This is a genomic window from Magnetococcus marinus MC-1 (assembly GCF_000014865.1).
In the GTDB taxonomy this organism is placed as follows: Bacteria; Pseudomonadota; Magnetococcia; order Magnetococcales; family Magnetococcaceae; genus Magnetococcus; species Magnetococcus marinus.
Genome location: NC_008576.1, coordinates 3,647,681 through 3,667,713 on the forward strand (window position 1 = coordinate 3,647,681; position 20,033 = coordinate 3,667,713).

A 20,033-nucleotide genomic window follows, 5' to 3' on the forward strand; every position below is an offset into this window, starting at 1 on the left:
GTTCGGTTTTTCTTTCTCTTACACGAAACAAGATTTGGCATTCTGAGATATTTCCTGGGGGTCCCTTAGCGGCCACCGTTTTTTTTGAATGCGCTTATCTTTCAAACACAAAAACGATACCTAGGTCATTAAGTTGGAGTCACCCCTCCTCAATCCAAAACGCTATCAACAGAACGCCTGATAACTTTTTAGATGCGTTCTCCCGCTCTGCACCATGGGGTAAGGCCGCGATGGGATGTTGTTATCTAGGGAATGCTCGCAAAAACAACGGCTGGTCTCTGCTAACCGGGCGTCACGGTGTGCGCCTTAGCATCGCCTGCCTCATCGTAGCGCAAATCCACGGGGGAGGTTTTTGCATCCCATGCGGCTATTAACTGCTCCACCTGTGCCCGCTGCGCCACAAACAGGACCACCAACTCTGGATCAAACTGACTGCCCGCCAAATCTTGCAGTGTTTCGAAGGCTTCATCTAATGAAACCCCCTTCCGATAGCTCTGGCACAAGGTCATCACATCAAAGCTGTCGGCGATGGCCACAATGCGCCCCTCTTGAGGAATCTGCTTTCCCTGTAGACCATGGGGATAACCGCTACCATCCCAGTGTTCATGGTGGGTTAAGGCCAAGGTCCGGGCCAGTTGCAGCAAGGGGGATTCATGCTCACCAAGAATGGCCGCGCCTATTTCGCAGTGGTTACGCATGATGTGCCACTCTGCGGGGGTTAATTTGGTGGGTTTTAATAAAATATGATCGGGGATACCGATTTTTCCCACATCATGCATCTGCGCGGCCTGCTCCAACAGGGTCACACGCTGTGCATCCAACCCCAACGCCCGCCCCATAATGCCACAATAACGGCTCATACGTTCCACGTGCAGCCCGGTCTCATTATCCCGATACTCTGCGGCCCGTCCCAAGTGCCGAATAATGTCCAGATGGCTCTGCTCGATGCGCCGATTGGCGCGTTGCAGGTCGGCGGCGTGGGCTTGCTGCATGGTGCTAAAATTGAGATTACAGATTTGCAGTTGGCGTTGGCTCGTAACCAGCGCTAACTGCCGCGCAACCCGTGCCTGTACCACCAGTTGATCAAACGGCTTGCTAATATAATCCACCCCACCACAGAGAAAGCCATCCCGTTCCGAGCCCGCTTGCAAGGCCGCACTGGTAAAGATAACCGGTATGTGCGCCGTGTCTGCACGGGCCTTCAGTACCCGGCACACGGCATAGCCATCCATCACCGGCAACTGCACATCCAACAAGATAAGATCCGGCTGAGTAACCGGAATATCCTCCAGCGCCGATTCGCCATCCAAGGCGACCGACAGGGCGTAGCGCTCCCCTAAATACTCTACCAACAGATCCAAATTGCCGACTTGCGCATCCACCACAAAAATTTTACTGCGTCGTTCATGATTCATCCGTGCACTCTCCAGCCAACCGTTGCAGCAGGGTCTGCACCAACTGCTCAGCCTCTTTCATTCGGTAACGTTGGATATGACTAAGCAACATCGTAATGGGTGTCTCATAGCTCCCTGGCAACGAGCTTTCTTGCAACTGTGCCACAATGGGCTGACACGCTTTGGGTTGCCGCATCTCCAAGGGCTCCACCAACGCTTGCAACAGTGAATAGAGTTGGGCGGTACGGCTATCCCCCCCCACAGGCCGCTCTGGCAAAGCGGTCTGTGCCTCAACCGTTAAAGGTTGTAGCCCTGCCATTACCTCACTCAAGCTCTGCGCCAAGGGGATAAGTGCCTGGGTGGTCGCCCGCTCATCGCGCTGTTTACACGCTGTTTCAAGCACGCCCGCACACGCGGCCAAAGGCAGGGCACCGAGGCTCACAGCGACCCCCTTTAAGGTGTGTGCCTGCATCATGCAGGTGTTAAAATCTTTGCGTGCCAATCCTTCACGGATCTGCACCATGATCTCTTTTTGGTCCTGATAAAACCGCTGTAGAAGGGTAAGATAGAGGCTCTTATTCCCCACCAGCCGCTGCACCCCCAGCGGAATGTTTATCCCAGGTAGCTGCTCAGGCAGCGTAACGTCAGGCTCCGTTTCATCCCCAGGCAAACGCAAACGCGCAACGGCCCTAGACGGCTCTCCTTTAGAGGGCAGCCAACGTAACAGCATTTCATAGAGCTTATGGGGTTCTATGGGTTTGCTCACATGACCGTTCATGCCCACGGCTAACGCACGCGCTTGATCGGCCTCCATAACAGTGGCGGTCATGGCAATAATGGGCAGGGTTAATGACATGTTTTGACGGATCGCCTGGGTCGCCGCATAACCATCCATGACAGGCATTTGAATATCCATTAACACCAGATCAAAGCTGGCTTGCTCTAAAAAGCTTAACGCTTGGCTGCCATTATCGGCCACCGTCACCTCGACACCAACCATACTCAGCAGCTCAAAGGCAACCTCTTGATTAACCCCATTATCCTCCACCAGCAAGATATTGGCACCTGTCAACAAGGGCTTATAACGAGCGATGACATCGGTCTCGCCGCTCAATCCCGTTACGCGGCCCTCATCCACCAACAGTTGCACCATCCCTTCCAGCAACCGCGACGGGGTTAAAGGCTTTTGTACATGGCCCAACTGTTTATCCTTGGCCATCCATGCCAAAACCTGTTCTCGGTCCCCATGGGTATGCATTACCAACACGGGACAAGCCCCCCCTGCATCTGCCTGACGAATGGCGGCATAAGCGTGTGCGCCCTGGGCATCCACCATGCTACTGTCAAGCAACACCATATCCGGACCTATCTTGGCTTGCAACGCGGTTAGCAGCTGCTCCACCTGCTCGGCTTCTAGCACGTCACAACCCATATGTTTTAACATCTCGGCAACCACCCGCCGCGCCAGCGCCGAACCATCTGCCAGCAACACCACACGGCCCCGTATCCCTTGGGGAACGATGGCGTCCACCACCTGCTCCTGCACCACCGTAAAGGGTACCGTAAAGGTAAAACAAGAGCCAACCTCGGGCGTGCTCTGTACACTCAATTCACCCGCCATCAGGTTGACCAACTGTTTACAGATGGCCAAACCCAAACCACGCCCACCATAGCGCCGGGTAATGGAGCTATCCGCCTGCTCAAAGGCGACAAAGAGCTGTTGGATTTGGGACTCATCCATACCGATACCGGTATCTTGCACAGAGAAACGCAGCACGATTTGATCACCCTGCTGCTGCACTTTTTCTACATTGACCACCACGCTACCCTGCTCGGTAAACTTAACCGCATTGCCGGTCAGGTTGAGCAAAATCTGGTTAAGACGCAGGGCATCCCCCACCACCCGTTGGGGCAGATCAAGGTGACGCCTAAAAATTAAGGCTAGGCCCTTCTCATCGGCTTTAACTGAGGTTAGCGTCGCGAGGGTATCGAGCACCTCATCTAGGTTGAAGGGAACCATCTCCATCTCCATTTTACCGGCCTCAACCTTGGCAAAATCGAGAATGTCGTTGATGATGTGCAACAGCGATTGAGCCGCCCCATGGATTTTTTGCAAATACGCACGCTGTCTTGGATCATTGCTGGTGCGTATCGCCAAATGGCTCATACCCAGAATGGCGTTCATCGGGGTGCGAATTTCATGGCTCATATTGGCCAGAAAATCGCTTTTAGCACGGTTGGCTTGGTCTGCCGCACGCACCGCACCCTGTAATACCTGCTCTTGCTGTTTGCGAACCGAGATATCTTGAAACACCACCACCGAACCGACGATGCGCTCCCCTTCCTCTAGCGGCACAGCCACCATAGAAACGGGGAACATCTGCCCACTACGGTTGATAAAATGTTCATCCTCCGAACGGGCCGGCGCCGCTTCATCCATGCTACGCAAGGCGGGCCATTGGTAGGCATCCGCAATCCGCGTCGATGCGTGAATCAATCCTTGCATTTTTTTTAAGTGGATCTCTTCGGCACTCCACCCGAGCATCCTTTCGGCCTGTTTATTAATAAAAATACAAGCCCCTTCGCGGTCTACCGCAAAGAGCCCCTCGCCCATGGCATCGGTGATTCCCTGAAGAAAAATCTTCTGTTTTTCATGCTGCTCTTCAACCCGTTTACGTTGGGTTATATCGGTACGTATGGAGATATATTGGTAGGGCTTACCCTGACTGTCCAGAAAGGGGACAATGGTGGATGCAACCCAGAAAAAACCACCCTCCTTGGCGCGGTTTTTCAGCTCACCATGCCACACGTTACCCTGTTCAATGGTGTGCCACATTTCCTGAAAAAACGTAGCCCCATGATGGCCCGAACTCAGCACACGATGATTGTTGCCCAACAGCTCGGACTCTGCGTAGCCGCTGACCAGACAGAACTTTTCATTGACGTAGGTAATGTTTCCGGTGGCATCAGCAATGCTGACAATGGCATGCTGATCCATCGCAAACTTCTGAAACGCCAACTGCTTGATCGCGGCCTCTAAGGATAAGCCATTACGACGCTGCCGCAAAAAGCTCCACACCACCAACCCTGCCAGCAACAACGTCCCCATGAACAGGAGCAATCGGTAGTGACTGGATTTTTGTTGATGCTGGCTGTAGAGCTGCATGTAGCGCTCTTCTAAAACACCCAATTGCGCATTGAGATCGGTCTGCTCAATCCCTTGCAAAATTTCTTTTAGATCATCCTCATAGTGCAAAATAGCCTGGGCATAGCGAACCATGGTGATTATTCCACGCCGTTGCCTCGTATCCAGCGTTAAAGCACTGGCCATGACTTGCTCAAGCAGTGCATGAACACCTGCCCGATCACGCAGTGGGGTGCCATGTGCCATGGTGATAAATGCCGCCATCACCTCATCCAACAGTGGGTGTAATACAGCATCGCCTTGCTGCATCCGTAATTGAGCCAAGCTCTCTGACCATGCATTGGGAAAATAGTCGAGAAAGTTGTTCAATAAAGCCCGGTGGGATTTAAAATTCTCCACATACGCCTGATTGAGCGCTAGCATCCGCTTAAGCGGGGTCAACGCCTCGTCAATCCCGGGGCTCTCATACACCCCCAACATCGTTTCGAGCTGTTTGACATCCCGCTTTAGCCGCTGCACAACAGCCACCAGCGGGTCAAAATGGGGATAGAGCCGCGCATCCGTGCGGATAATGCGCTCTCCCATCTGCATAATATCCTGCTTAACCAGGGAAAAATGGTTGAGTGTCTGCATATGCTGTTGAACATTCACCCCCAATCCCAACAGGTAGAGTGCGGGTAACATCATCACCAAGGCAACCACGGCCAGCAGGCCCAATTTAGCGGCACGTGACTGCGGGAACAGAGCAAAAATAAAAGTACGCAGTGGTGACAGCATGCTTACTCCAACCGGGCGCCGGTGAGGGTTTTTAAAAAGGCCACAATCTTTGCCACATCCTCTGGAGGGATCTCCCGCCCCAATTGATAACGCCCCATCACCTCCACCGCGTCTTCCAGTGTTTTGGCTGAGCCATCATGAAAATAGGGGGCCGTCAGGGCCACATTGCGTAGAGAGGGAACTTTAAACTCATAGCGGTGTTCTTCGCGGCGGGTATGGTTATAGCGGCCATAATCGGCTAGGGTAACCTCGCCTCGATCGCGAAAATAGTTTCCCATCACACCCATTTTTTCATAAAAATTGCCCCCCACCCCACGACCTTGGTGGCAAGCACTGCACCCATACCCCTTAAACAGGCTGTACCCCTGCTTCTCGCGCAAAGTCAGGGCATCTTCTTGCCCTTTCAACCAACGATCAAAGCGCCCATTGGGGGTAATGAGGCTGCGTTCAAAATGGACGATGGCATCTTTAATGTTGGCGACGCTCATGCCATCGGTATAAAGGAGCGCAAACTGGCGAAGGTAATCGGCATTTTGTCGTAGCTTGGGCAGCACCTTATCCCAAGAGCTATTCATTTCATGGGTAGCAAATAGGGGAAAGTCGATTTGGGCCATCAAATCTTCGGCCCGGCCATCCCACATTTGTGCAAAGTTGAGGCTACTATTAAAGACGGTTGGCGTATTGACGAGCCCTTCTCTACCCAACACGCCCACCGAGCGAACCTGGCCATCCATTCCCCCCTGTTCCAAGGGGTGACACGTTGCACACGAAACAGTGTTGTCCTCAGAAAATCGGGGATCATGAAACAGTTGGCCCCCCAACTGTGCTTTATCGGTCTGCCAATCTTGCCCATCAGGGATAGGGGCCAACGGCTCTTGCGCCGCCGCCAACGAAGAGAGTGCAAACATGCACCACAGGAGCAACCCAACCCCCCATTTACGCGCAAACCACTCCATGCAATCGCCTTTCTCATTGGTTTAGCAGCGGCCACCAACCCACTGGGAGCCTTTAACTCTAAACACCTAAGCGATCTCTAGTATACCCCCCTCAGCCACGATGCTCTAGCCTGGAGTGCGACCCCTGCCCGTTAATTCCCGCACACGCCCCAAACAATGCTCTTTGCCCCGTGCTCCTCTCACCTTAACTCGCCAAGCCAAAAAACTTGGGGCACCCTGCCCTCGCGGCTCGGCTCAACCTAACGCCGCCATGGTATCATATCCCCCAGCGCACGCATGGGCCGCATAGAGTGGTCCATATCACCCATCTGCATATTCATGGTGCGCATGCCATGATCCATGTTGGCCACTGAACCGGTCATGACACCCACCGCGCGGCTCATCTGCCCCACATCCTGACGCATACCCAACACCGAACTGGTCATTTGCGTCACACTGCCCTGCATGAATCCCATCTGCTCATTCATCTGCCCAACATGCCCCTGCATGCCACGCATATCCGCAGCCATGCTGGTAATGTGCCCATTCATAGAGAGCATCGCCCCCCGCATGCTGCCCATATCGCCGCTCATGCTGGTCATCTGCTGGGTCATTTGGGTCATCTGTTTCGACATGTTGGTCATATCATTTTCCATATTCATAATAACCCGCCACAGATCCCCCCCCACAAGCAGTGCCAACACCCCCACCAAGCCGATCATCCAGTACCATTTATGTTGACGTTTGGCCTCTAGCTGTAAACGCCACTCATAGGTTTTTTTCACCAACTGCTCACGGGCTTCATTATCCGCACGCAGGCTTTCAAACCCTTTTTGCAGCGTCTCAATTAAGTGCTGCATATCTTTATTATCATCGTTTTCCATAATCTTACCCCAACTTTAAGAAGTTTATTATTTTATTGCGTCAAATTTATATAGCACATCTCTATATAATTAATAATTTATTATTTTTAACTAAGCGACATTCATAGCCTGTCACCTGATGGCTCATAAAAAAAGGGCACCCTCAAAACAAGGATACCCTTTTAAAGTCAATCAACGGGGGTATGCCCCCCCCATCGCTCATTTAGTTACACAACCGCAGAGATTGGCATTACGCCAAATGCCTGCCAGGGCCGATCACACGCCTGTAACATTCTCTGCTTGAAGGCCCTTTTTCCCCTGCACCGTGTCAAACTCCACCTTTTGCCCCTGTGTCAGGGTGCGAAAACCAGAGCCTTGTATGGCACTGAAGTGGACGAACACATCGGAGCCATCTTCCCGCGAGATAAATCCGTAACCCTTTTGTTCGTTGAAAAATTTGACGGTACCTACTTCACGCTTTGACATGAGAACAACCCACTTACCATTTTGTGATTCCCGGCCCTTGCCAACTGGTACAGAAACCCATCCATGTGGGCACCAGAGCGATGGACCACCGCCTCAGTTGCAGCCACCCCAGCGTGACAGACAACCCCCGAAAGGCATGATAAAACATCTATAGCACATTCACGCAAACAATCACCAGACATAATTCAAAGTTATAGGATTTCTTTTTTTAACACCTTGCCAGCCAACTTAGCTAACCAATGGACCTTTATAATAAAACCCAATGTCCCTCAATCATGAACATTGGGCTTAACCCTTATGGGCCATGCGCCCAATCAACCGACCCTATGATCATCTTTCTGTCACAATAAATTATGCGTTAAACCACTCTAAAACACTAAAAAAAAGCGGTTTCCCCCGCTTCCGGGCAAAACCGCTTTTAAAGAACCTTACTGCCCTGCCTCTATTTGCAACAGGGCTGCTGACAGGCTTACTCGGTAACACTCACTTCGACCGGATCACACTCCCACAGACCATGTTTGGTACAGTAAGAGAGTGCGGTAAGGCGCATTTTGGAACCCGAAGGCACCACATTAAAGGTCACTTCAGCTTGACCCTTAGCACCGGTGCCGCCCAGAGCACCCGCCACAAAGTTGGCTTCGGCCAACAAAGTCGTGCCATTGAACAGTTGGATCGACTTAATGTAGTGGTCGGTGTCGTCGGGATGGCTGTACTCATTACCCATACGCACGTTCACAGCAAACTTCTCCCCAGCCTTGGCCGAACTGGCACAGGTAATAAAGGGAGAGTGACGATCAATATAGTCCTTCTTAGCTTCTTTATCGACTTCAGAGATATCGACATAACGGCTGATATTTGGCATGCTTCGCTCCTTAGTTAGGAATGATATGGTTAAAAAAACGGTCGACCGGTACGCAAGGCGTTCACCTGCCCGATTTCGAGAATCCATCATACTCACACTGTGGAACCGATTCGGTTCCATTTAGCAACTCGCCTATTCAGATAGCATCGTTTACCAAAAGTTGCACATGTTTTTTATATTTTTGCCAACCCTTCGGCCAATCAAGCCCACGCAAAACCTGCATGCCCCCCATAGAGGCGCCTTTTTCCATGAAGAAATGGATATAGCCATGGAGACCTAACAAAGCGGCTCTACGCGTGTTGGGGCATCTGCTAAAACATCCCCTATGGGGCTAGCCGCGCATAGGTTTGGATGGCCTCTAACAAAATTTTCTTTTTGATTGGCTTGGTCAAATGCGCCACACAACCCGCCTGCAAACTACGCGCTTGGTCCCCCTCCAACGCATGGGCCGTTAAAGCCACAATGGGGCAAGGGGGCCGCTGTTGGGCCCCCAACTCTGCCAAAATGGCGCGGGTGGCACTATAGCCATCCATCACCGGCATCTGCACATCCATGAGAATCAGGTTAAAATCAGTCCCCTCTTCTATAAGCTGTAGAGCCTGTTGACCATCCTCCACCATCACTAAATCATGGGGGGAATTGCGCAAATAGGCCTGTATGAGCATGCGATTATCAACGGCATCTTCAGCAAGCAGTACCCTAACCCCTTGGTTCAAACGGCGCTTCACCTGCTGCTGGGACGACGCAGGGGCCAACGCCGCCGCACGTAACGGTAAACGAATCTGAAAGATGGCCCCAACGTCCACCTGACTGCTAACCTGGATCTGCCCTTGCATCAAAATAACCAACTTTTTACAGATCGCCAAGCCCAGACCGCTGCCCCCAAACCGGCGGGTCATGCTGCTATCCCCCTGGGAAAACCGCTCAAACACCTCGTCCAAGTGGTAATCGGGTATGCCCATGCCACTATCACTGACCGCATAACAGAGCTGCTGCGCCCCCTCCGCGCCCTCAACCGTCAGCGACAAACGAATAAACCCTTGCTGGGTAAATTTTAAGGCGTTGGAGAGCAGATTAAGCAATACCTGCTTGATGCGCACCGAATCCCCCAAGACCCGCTCAGGCACCCCCTCCTGAATCTCGCAACTCAGGGTCAGTCCCTTAGCCTCAGCCGCTAGGGAGATGATGCCAGACACCTCATCCAACAACGCCTGTGGCGCAAAAGGCTCGTCCAGCAACTTGAGCTGGCCCTCGTCTAATTTGGTTAAATCAAGAATATTATTGATCAAACTAAGCAGCGTATCCCCCGCCTTCTGTAACTTTTCCAGATAGTGTTTTTGCTCGGCATTGACATCGGTTTCTAACAACAGCTCGGCCATGCCCACCACCAAGTTCATAGGGGTGCGGATCTCATGACTCATGACCGCCAAAAAATCCCCCTTAGCATGGGTGGCGCAATCGGCCTCCTCCACCGCCTTGCGCAACTTCAGCTCGGTCTGTTTGAGGTCTGTGATGTTTTCATGAATCACCAACGCCCCTTGCAGATCCTCACGCCCCTCACCATCGCGTGTTACAAAGGGCACGCCTCTCACATTAAAGTGAATCGCCTCACCCTCTGCTTCCATGGTATAGCTGGCCTGTTGCAAGGGCATCGGCTCACCCTTAGCCAGCGCCAAAAAGCTCTCTGCCAACAGCGAACCCGCCACCCCCGGATGCTCTCGGATAGAAACCCCCATCAACGAGCCCCCGGCAAAACGGCCAAACGTGCTTTGATGCGCGGAGTTGACATCCCTCACCACGCCGCTGGTATCCAAAATAAGCAGCGGGGTCGGTACCGACTCAAAAATGGTGCGGTATTTAAGCTCAGACGCCTTTAACGCCGTCTGGTTGAGTACCCGCTGGCTGATGTCGATAAAGGTTACCACCGCACCCACCAGCTCCCCGTTTTGCTGAATGGGATGCGACCAAAATTCGGTACTAAAAAAGCTACCATCCGCCCGCCGAAACAGCTCTCCTTCAGCGTGGTTGGGCAGGCCCGTTTTTAAAATTTGACTAATCGGGCAGCTCCCCTTCCCCCGCCGTACAAATTGGGAGGAACAACAACTGACAATTTCCAGCATCGGCTTACCCAATAGCTGACGATCATCCCTATAGCCCATCATGCGCAAGCAAGCTGGGTTAGCAAAGATAAAGTTCCCCTGCAAATCCAGACCAAACAGACCCTCCCCCGTTGACGCTAAAATCAGCCGTAACCGGCTTTCGCTCTCCTGCAACGCCTGCGCCGCACGGTCTTGCTCCGTAATGTCGGTTAAAACACAGTGCGTCTTAACCAACCGACCCGAGCGGTCCCGACTCACCTGCCCATTGATGGAAACTTTAAGGGCTCGACCATCGGCACAGCGCAGCTCATAGTGCAAATCTTGAACATAACCTGCTTGTAAAAAGGCCTCAAATTTTTTGGCAACCTCCTGCTCTTGGCCCACCACCAGAAACTCAAACAGGGAGTGATCCAATACTTGCGAAAGCTCATAACCGGTTTTCTTCAACCATGCCTGGTTGACATTTTGAATCACCCCTTCCGTATTGAGCGATTGATAGGCTATCGGTGCATTTTCATAGAGTTGACGAAATCTAACCTCACTGGCAATGAGCTTTTCATGGGTATGCCGCGCCTCGCTCACATCCATCACCATACCCTGCACCAACAGTGGCAGCCCCTGCTCATCACACACCAAACGGGCCACATCGCGCACCCAAATAAGCTGACCGTCTTGACGCACCATACGGTACTCGACCTGCATCGGACGTTTGTGCTTTTTGAGCATCTGTCGCGCGTGCTGTAGCGTTTCCCAATCCTCAGCCCACACATGACGGTTCCACCAAACATCCAGGGGTTCGTCAGCTTGGCACCCCTGCCCCCCCAACAATACCACCGCTTGGGGTGACACATAGTAAGGAAGTTGTGTGCGGAGATCCTCGGTATAGATGACAGCAGGCATACCCTCAACCAACATAGCCAACCTTTGATGCTGCCACTCCATGCGCCCGGCCACACCCTTGGCAACCCACAGATAGGCAACGCTCCCCCCGCCTATGAGCAATAACGTTATTGATAAGCCTATTTTTAAGATTCGCTCAAAGGGGGCAAGGACCTCTTGCACATCCATTTTAGCCACCACCCCCATACGCAGCTTGACCACCGGTGCGTAAGCGATCAAAACCTGCTTACCCCGATAGTCGGTACCCTCCATAAAGCCGCTCTCCCCGGCCATGGCACGGGCCATAGCAGGGTGAAGATGGTTGGGGTTTTCCCGAAAGGATGGGGTGACCGCCTGCGTAAAACGGTGTGCCACAATAAAATGAACGTGACTATGACCAGACTTACGGTAGGCAATAATAAACTCCCCCGTTTGACCAAATCCAATGCTCTTGCCATGGGCATCGCGGATCTGACTTATGGTCGCCTCTACCGCACCGGTTGGATAATCATGACGATATGAATGATTGAAATTGGCTACCTCATCAATCAAACGTGCTTGATTGGTGGCCAAATCTTGCAAATGCGCCTGTTTTTTTGCAAAGCTATCCTGGTACAGCAGTAACAATAGCCCCGCAGCCACGGCCACCACCGCCACCACCATAACCATATACAGCGTAAGTAGACTGTTACGATGATCCATCCCGACACTCCCACAGATCCATTACACCACCACAGTTTACACCCATCCCCACCTTACCGATATCGGTATAACCACCAGCGGCGCCCCCAAATCTGCCCTGCGTAGCCACCACTCTAACACATCTCCCCGCCCACCCCTCTCACCAAAAAATCATGCCCGCAAGCGCCCAGCGTGGGCCGTGTCAGCCACAAAAAAAAACGCCCATGCAACCATGAGCGTTTTGTTAAAATGGAAAACTCCCTAAACAAGCCTGCTTTGCCGGAGTTATGATCCTGCCAACCGCACAAAACCGCTCCTCAAAAAATTAAGGCCCCCCTGCGCGCCTACCCTCACCACCGCACAACACGCGCCCCCTCAACCGATGCAGGCGAGCGGACGAGCAGGGCTATCAACGACCCTCTCACCCTAGGACAGACCGCTGCCCTGGCGATCCAAACGCCCAAAGGGTCGCTTAATCCTCAACCTCTAAGAAGAGCCGGTCTAATAGCTCAAACAGCTCGTCTTTAATACCACGCAAGCGATCCATGCTTCGCAGGGCCGCCTCTTTATCCCCACTCTCGGCCAGCGCCCAAGTTTCCCGACCCACTTGATGCACCTTTTGATGCACCCCGCCCAACTGCTGAAACAGGGCAAAGTTACCGTACCGTTGACTGCCTTCACCATAGTACCAACGTCCGAGATCGCACTTTTCATGGTTGCTTAACTGATCCATGCTCATGACATCCAAGTTGCCACCCACCATCTGATCCAATCGACGCAACCAGCGCAGATGCACCTCCTTAACCGTGCGTATATCAAACGGTAGCACGCCGACATCCAAACTGGCGCTGGCCTCACGCAATTTATCACCCGCTCCGGCGGTGGTCTCAATCAACAACCCAAGATGACGAATAAAACCCATCACCGTGCCATGATTTTCAAAAATGGCGCGAACCTGTTTATCCGCTGTCGCCGTGGCCACCCCCACCTCTTCGGTGGTGGTCAGCGTGGCCGAAAAGCTCTCTTTCAGCTCTTGATTGCGCTGCGTCACCCTTACTGCACTGCCGGATGCCTCTGAGGTATTCACCGCAATATTGGCCGTTTGTTCCGCTGCATGATCCGAAGCATCCACCACCGTGGCCGCCGCTTCCGACAATTGCTGCATGCGCTGATTGAGCAGTTGACTGCCCTGCACCACCGTCTGCATCGCCTTATCCACCTGCACCAACACCTCATTTTGCTCGGTCATACCCAGGTTGATCTCTTTATTCACATCATTAAGAGCGGTAATCACCTCGCTGATCTGGGTGGTGGCAGCGGTGGCCGCCTCAGTCCCCGAACGAATTTCATCCACATAACTGGTGATCATCTTGGTGGCATCGGCGGTCTGCGTGGCCAACTCTTTAACCTCGTTGGCCACCACCGCAAAACCTTTACCCGCCTCACCCGCACCCGCTGCCTCAATGGAGGCGTTTAAGGCCAGCATGCTGGTCTCCTCGGCAATGCGGTGGATCATCTTCACCACTTTACCAATCTCGGAGGCCGATTCGGTCAAGCGATCCATCACCTCGTTGGTCTGCTCCGTCAGCATATGCGCCTGATCCGACTGCTCCGAAGCCGTAGAGGAGAGCTCGCTCACCGCCTCCAACGCCCCCCGCATCCGCGCAACCAAATCATCAAGAATATGGGTCGCATCGGCCACGCTATTCACATCACTCGCCACGCCCAGCACAGATTGGCTAATATCCCGTGCCGATTGGCTGGTACGGGCCATATAGCTGTTAACCTCATCGGTAGCCCGCGCCACCCCTTGCACCGCATGGGAGAGGGTTGTGGTCTCGTCAAAAATTGCCGCGACCTCCTGGTTAACCCCTTGGGTCGCTGCCTGAATACGCGACATAGCCTGATGCACCCGGCTATGTTCATCCACCACCCCACGGGTAAGGTTGTGGTTCTGTTCGGACTCATGCAAAAGCTGGTTTTTTGCCTCCAGCAGTTCAGAAATCGCGGCATCCAGTGAGGCACTTTGCAGATGGATTAACCGGATCATTTGGGTAAGACGGCTGGCCATCTCGTTGACACCGTGGGTAATCATGCCCACTTCATCGGGGTGCTCTGTCTCACTCAAGCGGGTGGTCAGTCGACCCTCGCTAAGGGAGACAACAGCATTTTTCAACTCGGTTAACGGGCCTTTAAGCTGGCGACCTAAAATGATCCATAACATCACCACAAACAGCATGATACTTACCAGGGTCACCACAATGGCCATATTACGGGTACCCGCCAAGCGTTGCTCCATCTCCGTTAAATCACGGCTCAGATAGAAGACACCTCGGATATCATTGTCCGTATCATGGCATTCATGACACTCTACCCGGTTAAGCATGGGGATAAAAAAACCCAAATGGTATTTACCATCCAACTGGGTTTCAAACGCCACCACCTGCTCACTCTTTAGGGCCTCTTGAAACGCGCTCGCACCCTCAACCCCCAAATCAACCTTCGTGCGATTCTCCTTAAAGGCCTCGCTGCCATCCTTACGCAAGACGATATAACCGCTCTTTTCCTTTAAGCTATCGGTAAATTTATGGGTATTTTTGCGCGCACCCGCCAACATCAAATTCTCAAGGCCGATCTTTGCATTGGTCGCCAATTGGTTGAGAGCCGCCCGGTTCTGCGTCACCAGTTCGGTTTCCATCCGCTGCAACAGCAAGAGACCCATCACAGTCAAACTCAGTGTTCCCAACACCCCAACCAACACCATGATGCGGACGGAGATTGAATAATTTCCCAATACCATGCCTGCTCCCCCAAATTAAGCGTCTGTCTGCCCCCCCCAACCGGACACAGCTCAGAAATCGCGAGCCCACCCCCCTGCCATCAGCGCATCGCACGGAGCTTTTTTACAAGGGGATACGCAATTATTAATCGGTCTGATCACCCATAAAGTTAAGCGCCATGTCGCCTAGGCAACCCCAACGCCCCCTACAGATTGGCTTGTTCGGCCTCTAAGCGTGCTGCCACCAAGGCATAACAGGCCTTGGCCCGCGCTAACAGCGGTGCCATATTATCCAACTTAACCTCTTTACCCCGCGTCTCAATCTCTTGAGCGACTTTGCCCAAGGTTATCGCGCCTAAACTCAAACTGGTTGATTTAAGGTTATGCGCCGCACCCCGCACCCGTGCCGCATCGCCATCAATCATGCCCTGTTCAATACTCTCTAACGCCTTAGGCGTACTTTGCAGATAGGATTGCAAAATTTGCAAAAAGCCCCCCTCAATAACCGCCATCGAAGACTTTAAAGCGGCCAACGTGCGTAGATCCACCACGCTGTCATCCTCACCTCCTGTTGCCACCGCGCCCAAGGGGCTCTCAGGCTGCCCCACAGCTCCCCCCAGTACTTCTTCAGGCTCTTCAGACTTTGCAATCGTCTTCAACCACTTGGACATGGCCGCTTTAAGCCGGTCTAAACTAATCGGCTTACTGAGATAATCATCCATATCCGCAGCCAAGCAGCGATCACGATCTTGCTCCATGGCATTGGCGGTAAGCGCCACAATGGGGGTTCGCGGCCACCGCTCGCTACGCTCCATCTGACGGATCGCGTCGGTGGTCTCATAGCCATCCATGCCGGGCATCTGGATATCCATTAACACCAAATCGTAGCGATGCCGAGCAAACAGACGCACCCCTTCGTGACCATCGTTGGCGATCTCTACCCGGCACCCCAAGCCCGCCAACATACCACGAGCAACCTGTTGATTAATTGGGTGATCCTCAACCAACAAAACAGCAGCGTCGAAGGTCGCACTCATGTTATTTTGCGATATCCGCTCAACAAGACCACCAACCACCCGCTCCCCGCGCATCACCTGCCCCAGCAAGGCGCGCAGTTGTGCTTGCCGAATGGGTTTGGAGAGCGCCGCCACCACACCGGCCTGCTCCAACTCTTCGCGACGCGCATGGGCCGATGTGAGCAACACCATCCGCAGAGGCTTAATCTGCTTATCCTGGACCATCTGCGTAATCCGCTCTGCCAACGCCAAACCATCCATACCCGGCATAAGCAGGTCTAAAATAGCCAGATCAAAGGAGAGCCCAAACTTGGCGGCATCGGCAATCTTCTCCAGCGCTTGTTTGCCACTGGCACACTCCAGATGGGTCACGCCCCAATTGCTTAGATAGCGCCCTAACAGGTTGCGATTGGTGGCATTGTCATCCACCACCAACGCTCTGAGGCCCTGTAGAGAATCGACCCCGCCCGCCACCGCTTGCGCCTTGGCGACGATGGGAAAAGTAATCCGGAACCAGAAAGTAGAGCCTTGCCCCATCACGCTGGAAAAGCCCACCTCACCACCCATCAGCTCCACCAGCTGTTTGCTAATCGCCAACCCCAGACCGGTGCCCCCAAAACGACGTGTGGTCGAACCATCTGCCTGGGTAAACATGCGGAACAGGCGTGGCCGCACCGCCTCATCAATACCAATACCCGTGTCCCGCACCTCGGTTAAGACCGTTACCGTATCTGCATCTTGGCGTTCAACGGTCATGCGCACTTCAACCTCACCCTCGGGGGTGAATTTCACCGCATTACCCACCAAATTCACCAAGACTTGCCGCAAGCGGGTTGGATCGCCCGCCACTTGCATGGGTAGGTCCGCAGGCGCATTGTGCAACAGCTCCAGCTTTTCGCTGTCTACCCGCTGGGCCAGCAGCGCGGTGACATCCTCGACCAACTCTGCCAGATCAAAGGCGATCTCCTCCAGCTCCAGCTTGCCTGCCTCAATCTTAGAAAAATCCAAAATATCGTTAATAATGGTCAACAGGCTCTCCGCTGAATTGCGCGCCGTACGCATATGGCTCTGCTGCTCGGGGGTAAGTTCGGTGTTGGAAAGCAGCTCCATCATACCCACCACGCCATTCATGGGGGTGCGAATTTCATGGCTCATATTGGCTAAAAATTCTGATTTGGAGCGGTTGGCACTCTCCGCATCCAGCATCGCCTTTTTGAGCTCATCCTCGACCCGTTTACGGTCGCTGATATCTTTATGGATGCCCGCCATGCGCAAGGCTCTTTTCTCTTCATCCCGCTCGATCACCCGCCCGGAACTAAGTATCCAAACCCAGTGCCCCTGCTTGTGACGCATGCGGAACTCTACCTCAAAATTCTTACGCTGCCCATTTAAGTGGGCCTCCAACTCGCGCTCCACATGGGGCAGATCCTCACCATGCAGCAGGTCCAGCCAGCCGGTACTGTTATTAAGGATATCCCCCTGTTGGTAACCCACCATCGACAGCCATTGATCGCTAAAATAGGCTCGGTCTTGCAGTGGATCCCAATCCCAAAATCCTGTATTGGAGGCATCCAACGCGATTTGCAAACGCTCCTCGCTTTGCTTAAGTTGCCGCTGGATCTGTTTGCTCTCGGTAATGTTTTGGAACACCCCCACCGCTCCGGTGACAACCCCATCCTCACGCACCGGCACCACGGAGATATTGACCGGGAAAATACCACCATCCCGGTGAATAAAGACATCTTCATCCGAACGGTAATCCACACCACGATCCACGGCGTCATGAACCGGGCAGTCCGCCTCATTCATGGGCATACCTTCGGCATCCTGATAATGGACCGTGTCATGGAAGGATCGACCTGCTAACTCATCTTGTGTCCACCCCAACAGACGCTCGGCTTCGGGATTAAGAAAGGTACAAAAGCCCTGGACATCCAGCGCAAAAACACCCTCGCCAATGTTGTCGCTGATGCTTTGTAAAAAGCGCCGATTATCTTCGATCTTCTCTTCCAGTGCCTTCTGCCGGGTGATATCGGTGCGAATGGCAATGTATTGGATTGGCTTACCGCGCTCATCCAAAAAGGGCACAATGGTGGCCGAAACCCAATAGAGACGACCATCTTTGGCTTTATTGCACACCTCACCATTCCACACCTCACCCCGGGCAATGGTGCGCCACATGACTTCAAAAAACCCCGAATCATGATAACCGGAGTTGACCAAATTATGCGCCTGACCCAAAATTTCATCCTGCGTGTAGCCACTGATTTGGCAAAAACGATCATTGGCATAGAGGATCACACCCTTGGTGTCGGTGATGCTCACAATGGCGTGTTGATCCAGCGCGAATTTTTGCCGCTCCAGATGACGCCGGAACTCAGAGCGTTCCAACGCCAAACGGGACATAAGGTCAGAGAGCTGTTCTAAGCTGGCTTCATCTTCCCCCAGTGTCGGTTTTTGATCGGCTTCCAACAGATGGTTGGCCGTCTGTCGCAAGGTACTAAGCAGTTGTTCCTGTCGCGCGGTCTCTCGCCGCAAGCGCTCGTTGGCGTCAGAGAGCTCTTCTGAGCTCAAGTGCAAGGAGCGGTTGCGCAACAGCAGATCCCGCTCATTGTGTTCATAGGTCTGTTCAACCCGCTGCAACAGGGTTTTTAGACCATGCAACGCCTTAACACTTGCTGGGGAGATCTGCTCGGCGGGCAGCGCATCCAACTCCTGCAACAGAGCATCCACAGCGCTCTCGTCAACCAAGCCCATAGACCGACGCAGCTGTCTCAGTAACAACCGATGCATACTCATCCTATTTTGCTCCGGCTCAGCGGCCTACCCTTAAACTTCATGGATAAAAGTCACCGTCATAGTTTGATTATGCAGTTTACAATCGGTTGTTGATGAAAAAGGGCTGATCTCGCCATAGGAGTAAAAACCGGTCAACAGCACATCATCCCCCAGCACGGAGGCCACCACTTCGACCTCTTCATCCACCTGATCCCCCATCACCAATTTACGCCCCACACAGCTGACCAGAATGGCAACCCCCCCTTGGCTATGCGCACCAGCCCGCTCGCGGGTGGCAATCGCCGCTTGTTCAGCACCGCCTACCAGTCCATTGGTATTGGCGTGCATGAGACGCAGATAGCCATCTCCATCAATATCTCCGGCCAACACCAAGCTACCTTGCGCTTCATCCACCCCCAAAATGGTACGGATCAAGCCTACCTGTTCATGGTCGGCATTAAGCATTTCAAAGGGAAACAGCAACCCTGAGGCGGGCAGGTCTTTGGCATAGACATCCAGATATTTTTTATACACATTAAGGGCCGGTTCGCCGTCCAACTCAAACAGCACATTGCCCTCACTGCGGGTGACTTTGCGGGGGGGACCAAAGGGTGACCAACCACCGAAGGAGCCATGACCCACGCGCACCCCTTCACCACTTAGCCCCACCGCCACCACACGATCATCACTCACCCCTTCAGGGCTGAGCACCAAGGTGCGCTTAAAGTTACCACCATCCCCTGCCAATCCCCCGGTGATGGGCACATCGTTGCCCAAACTTTGCATAAGACCTTCAATCACACCACTGCCATTGATGGCCAACCCTTTACCAAACAACAAGACCGCTTGTGGATGGTAGGGATGCAGCGTGCTACCCAGATTGACCCCCGCTTCTCTGGAATGCTCCATGGCCCCCACCGCGCTCTGGGCCACCTGCACCGTAACCCCGTCAAAATGCAGGGCCGTCACCACACAGTGGTCATCCAAAACGCCATCGGCGGTTATTTCACCGGCGGTGGTACACCCCACCAAGGCCGCGCCAGGAAAACAGTGCTGTAGGCGTTGCATAAACGATGCTTCTTCAAAAAAGGCCATGCTGCCAAAGACCAGCACCAAGGCTGGTTGCAAGGCACTCAGCTCCGCAAGCTCGTCTGCCTGCCAATGAACATCCACCAACACCTGTTGCGCACTCTTCACAATCCATTCTCCCCACAAATAGTTACCTTGGCTACCCAGCATCCGTATAGCGACACGCCACTCACCGTCACAGTTTAGCCGCTCCTTCAGAATACCACCAACCTTAATATGCGCAAAAGCCGCCCTTAACCCTTACAATTTG

At 53.2% G+C, this 20,033-nt stretch carries 10 protein-coding genes; all 10 read right to left on the minus strand.

Features of this window, described 5'->3' with window-relative positions; translation table 11 throughout:
* Window positions 1–281: 281 nt before the first annotated feature.
* The 10 genes from MMC1_RS15085 to MMC1_RS15130 all read right to left on the minus strand — a co-directional run bounded on the left by MMC1_RS15085 (window position 282) and on the right by MMC1_RS15130 (window position 19,891).
* Window positions 282–1,415 (minus strand): HD domain-containing phosphohydrolase, encoded by a 1,134-nt coding sequence (locus MMC1_RS15085; protein ID WP_011714500.1) that lies wholly within the window; start codon window positions 1,413–1,415, stop codon window positions 282–284.
* Window positions 1,405–5,316 (minus strand): DAHL domain-containing protein, encoded by a 3,912-nt coding sequence (locus MMC1_RS20455; protein ID WP_011714501.1) that lies wholly within the window; start codon window positions 5,314–5,316, stop codon window positions 1,405–1,407. The genes MMC1_RS15085 and MMC1_RS20455 overlap by 11 nt, the downstream gene beginning before the upstream one ends.
* A gap of 2 nt (window positions 5,317–5,318) precedes the next feature.
* Window positions 5,319–6,272, minus strand: a complete 954-nt coding sequence (locus MMC1_RS15095; protein ID WP_011714502.1) for a cytochrome-c peroxidase — start codon at window positions 6,270–6,272, stop codon at window positions 5,319–5,321.
* Window positions 6,273–6,511: 239 nt separating this feature from the next.
* Window positions 6,512–7,135, minus strand: coding sequence for a hypothetical protein (locus MMC1_RS15100; protein WP_011714503.1), 624 nt, complete (start codon window positions 7,133–7,135; stop codon window positions 6,512–6,514).
* Window positions 7,136–7,390: 255 nt separating this feature from the next.
* Window positions 7,391–7,600, minus strand: a complete 210-nt coding sequence (locus MMC1_RS15105) for a cold-shock protein (protein ID WP_011714504.1) — start codon at window positions 7,598–7,600, stop codon at window positions 7,391–7,393.
* Window positions 7,601–8,069: 469 nt separating this feature from the next.
* Entirely contained in the window at window positions 8,070–8,462 is a 393-nt protein-coding gene (locus MMC1_RS15110) for a class II SORL domain-containing protein (protein ID WP_011714505.1), read from the minus strand.
* A gap of 323 nt (window positions 8,463–8,785) precedes the next feature.
* A complete protein-coding gene (locus MMC1_RS20460) occupies window positions 8,786–12,142 on the minus strand; it encodes a PAS domain S-box protein (protein ID WP_011714506.1) in 3,357 nt (1,118 codons plus the stop codon).
* A gap of 451 nt (window positions 12,143–12,593) precedes the next feature.
* On the minus strand, window positions 12,594–14,921 hold the full coding sequence (locus MMC1_RS15120; protein ID WP_011714507.1) for a methyl-accepting chemotaxis protein: 2,328 nt from the start codon (window positions 14,919–14,921) through the stop codon (window positions 12,594–12,596).
* A gap of 185 nt (window positions 14,922–15,106) precedes the next feature.
* Complete coding sequence (locus tag MMC1_RS20465) at window positions 15,107–18,715, minus strand: PAS domain S-box protein (protein ID WP_011714508.1); 3,609 nt, start codon at window positions 18,713–18,715, stop codon at window positions 15,107–15,109.
* 30 nt (window positions 18,716–18,745) lie between these two features.
* A complete protein-coding gene (locus MMC1_RS15130; protein WP_049757850.1) occupies window positions 18,746–19,891 on the minus strand; it encodes an FIST signal transduction protein in 1,146 nt (381 codons plus the stop codon).
* Window positions 19,892–20,033: the final 142 nt, after the last annotated feature.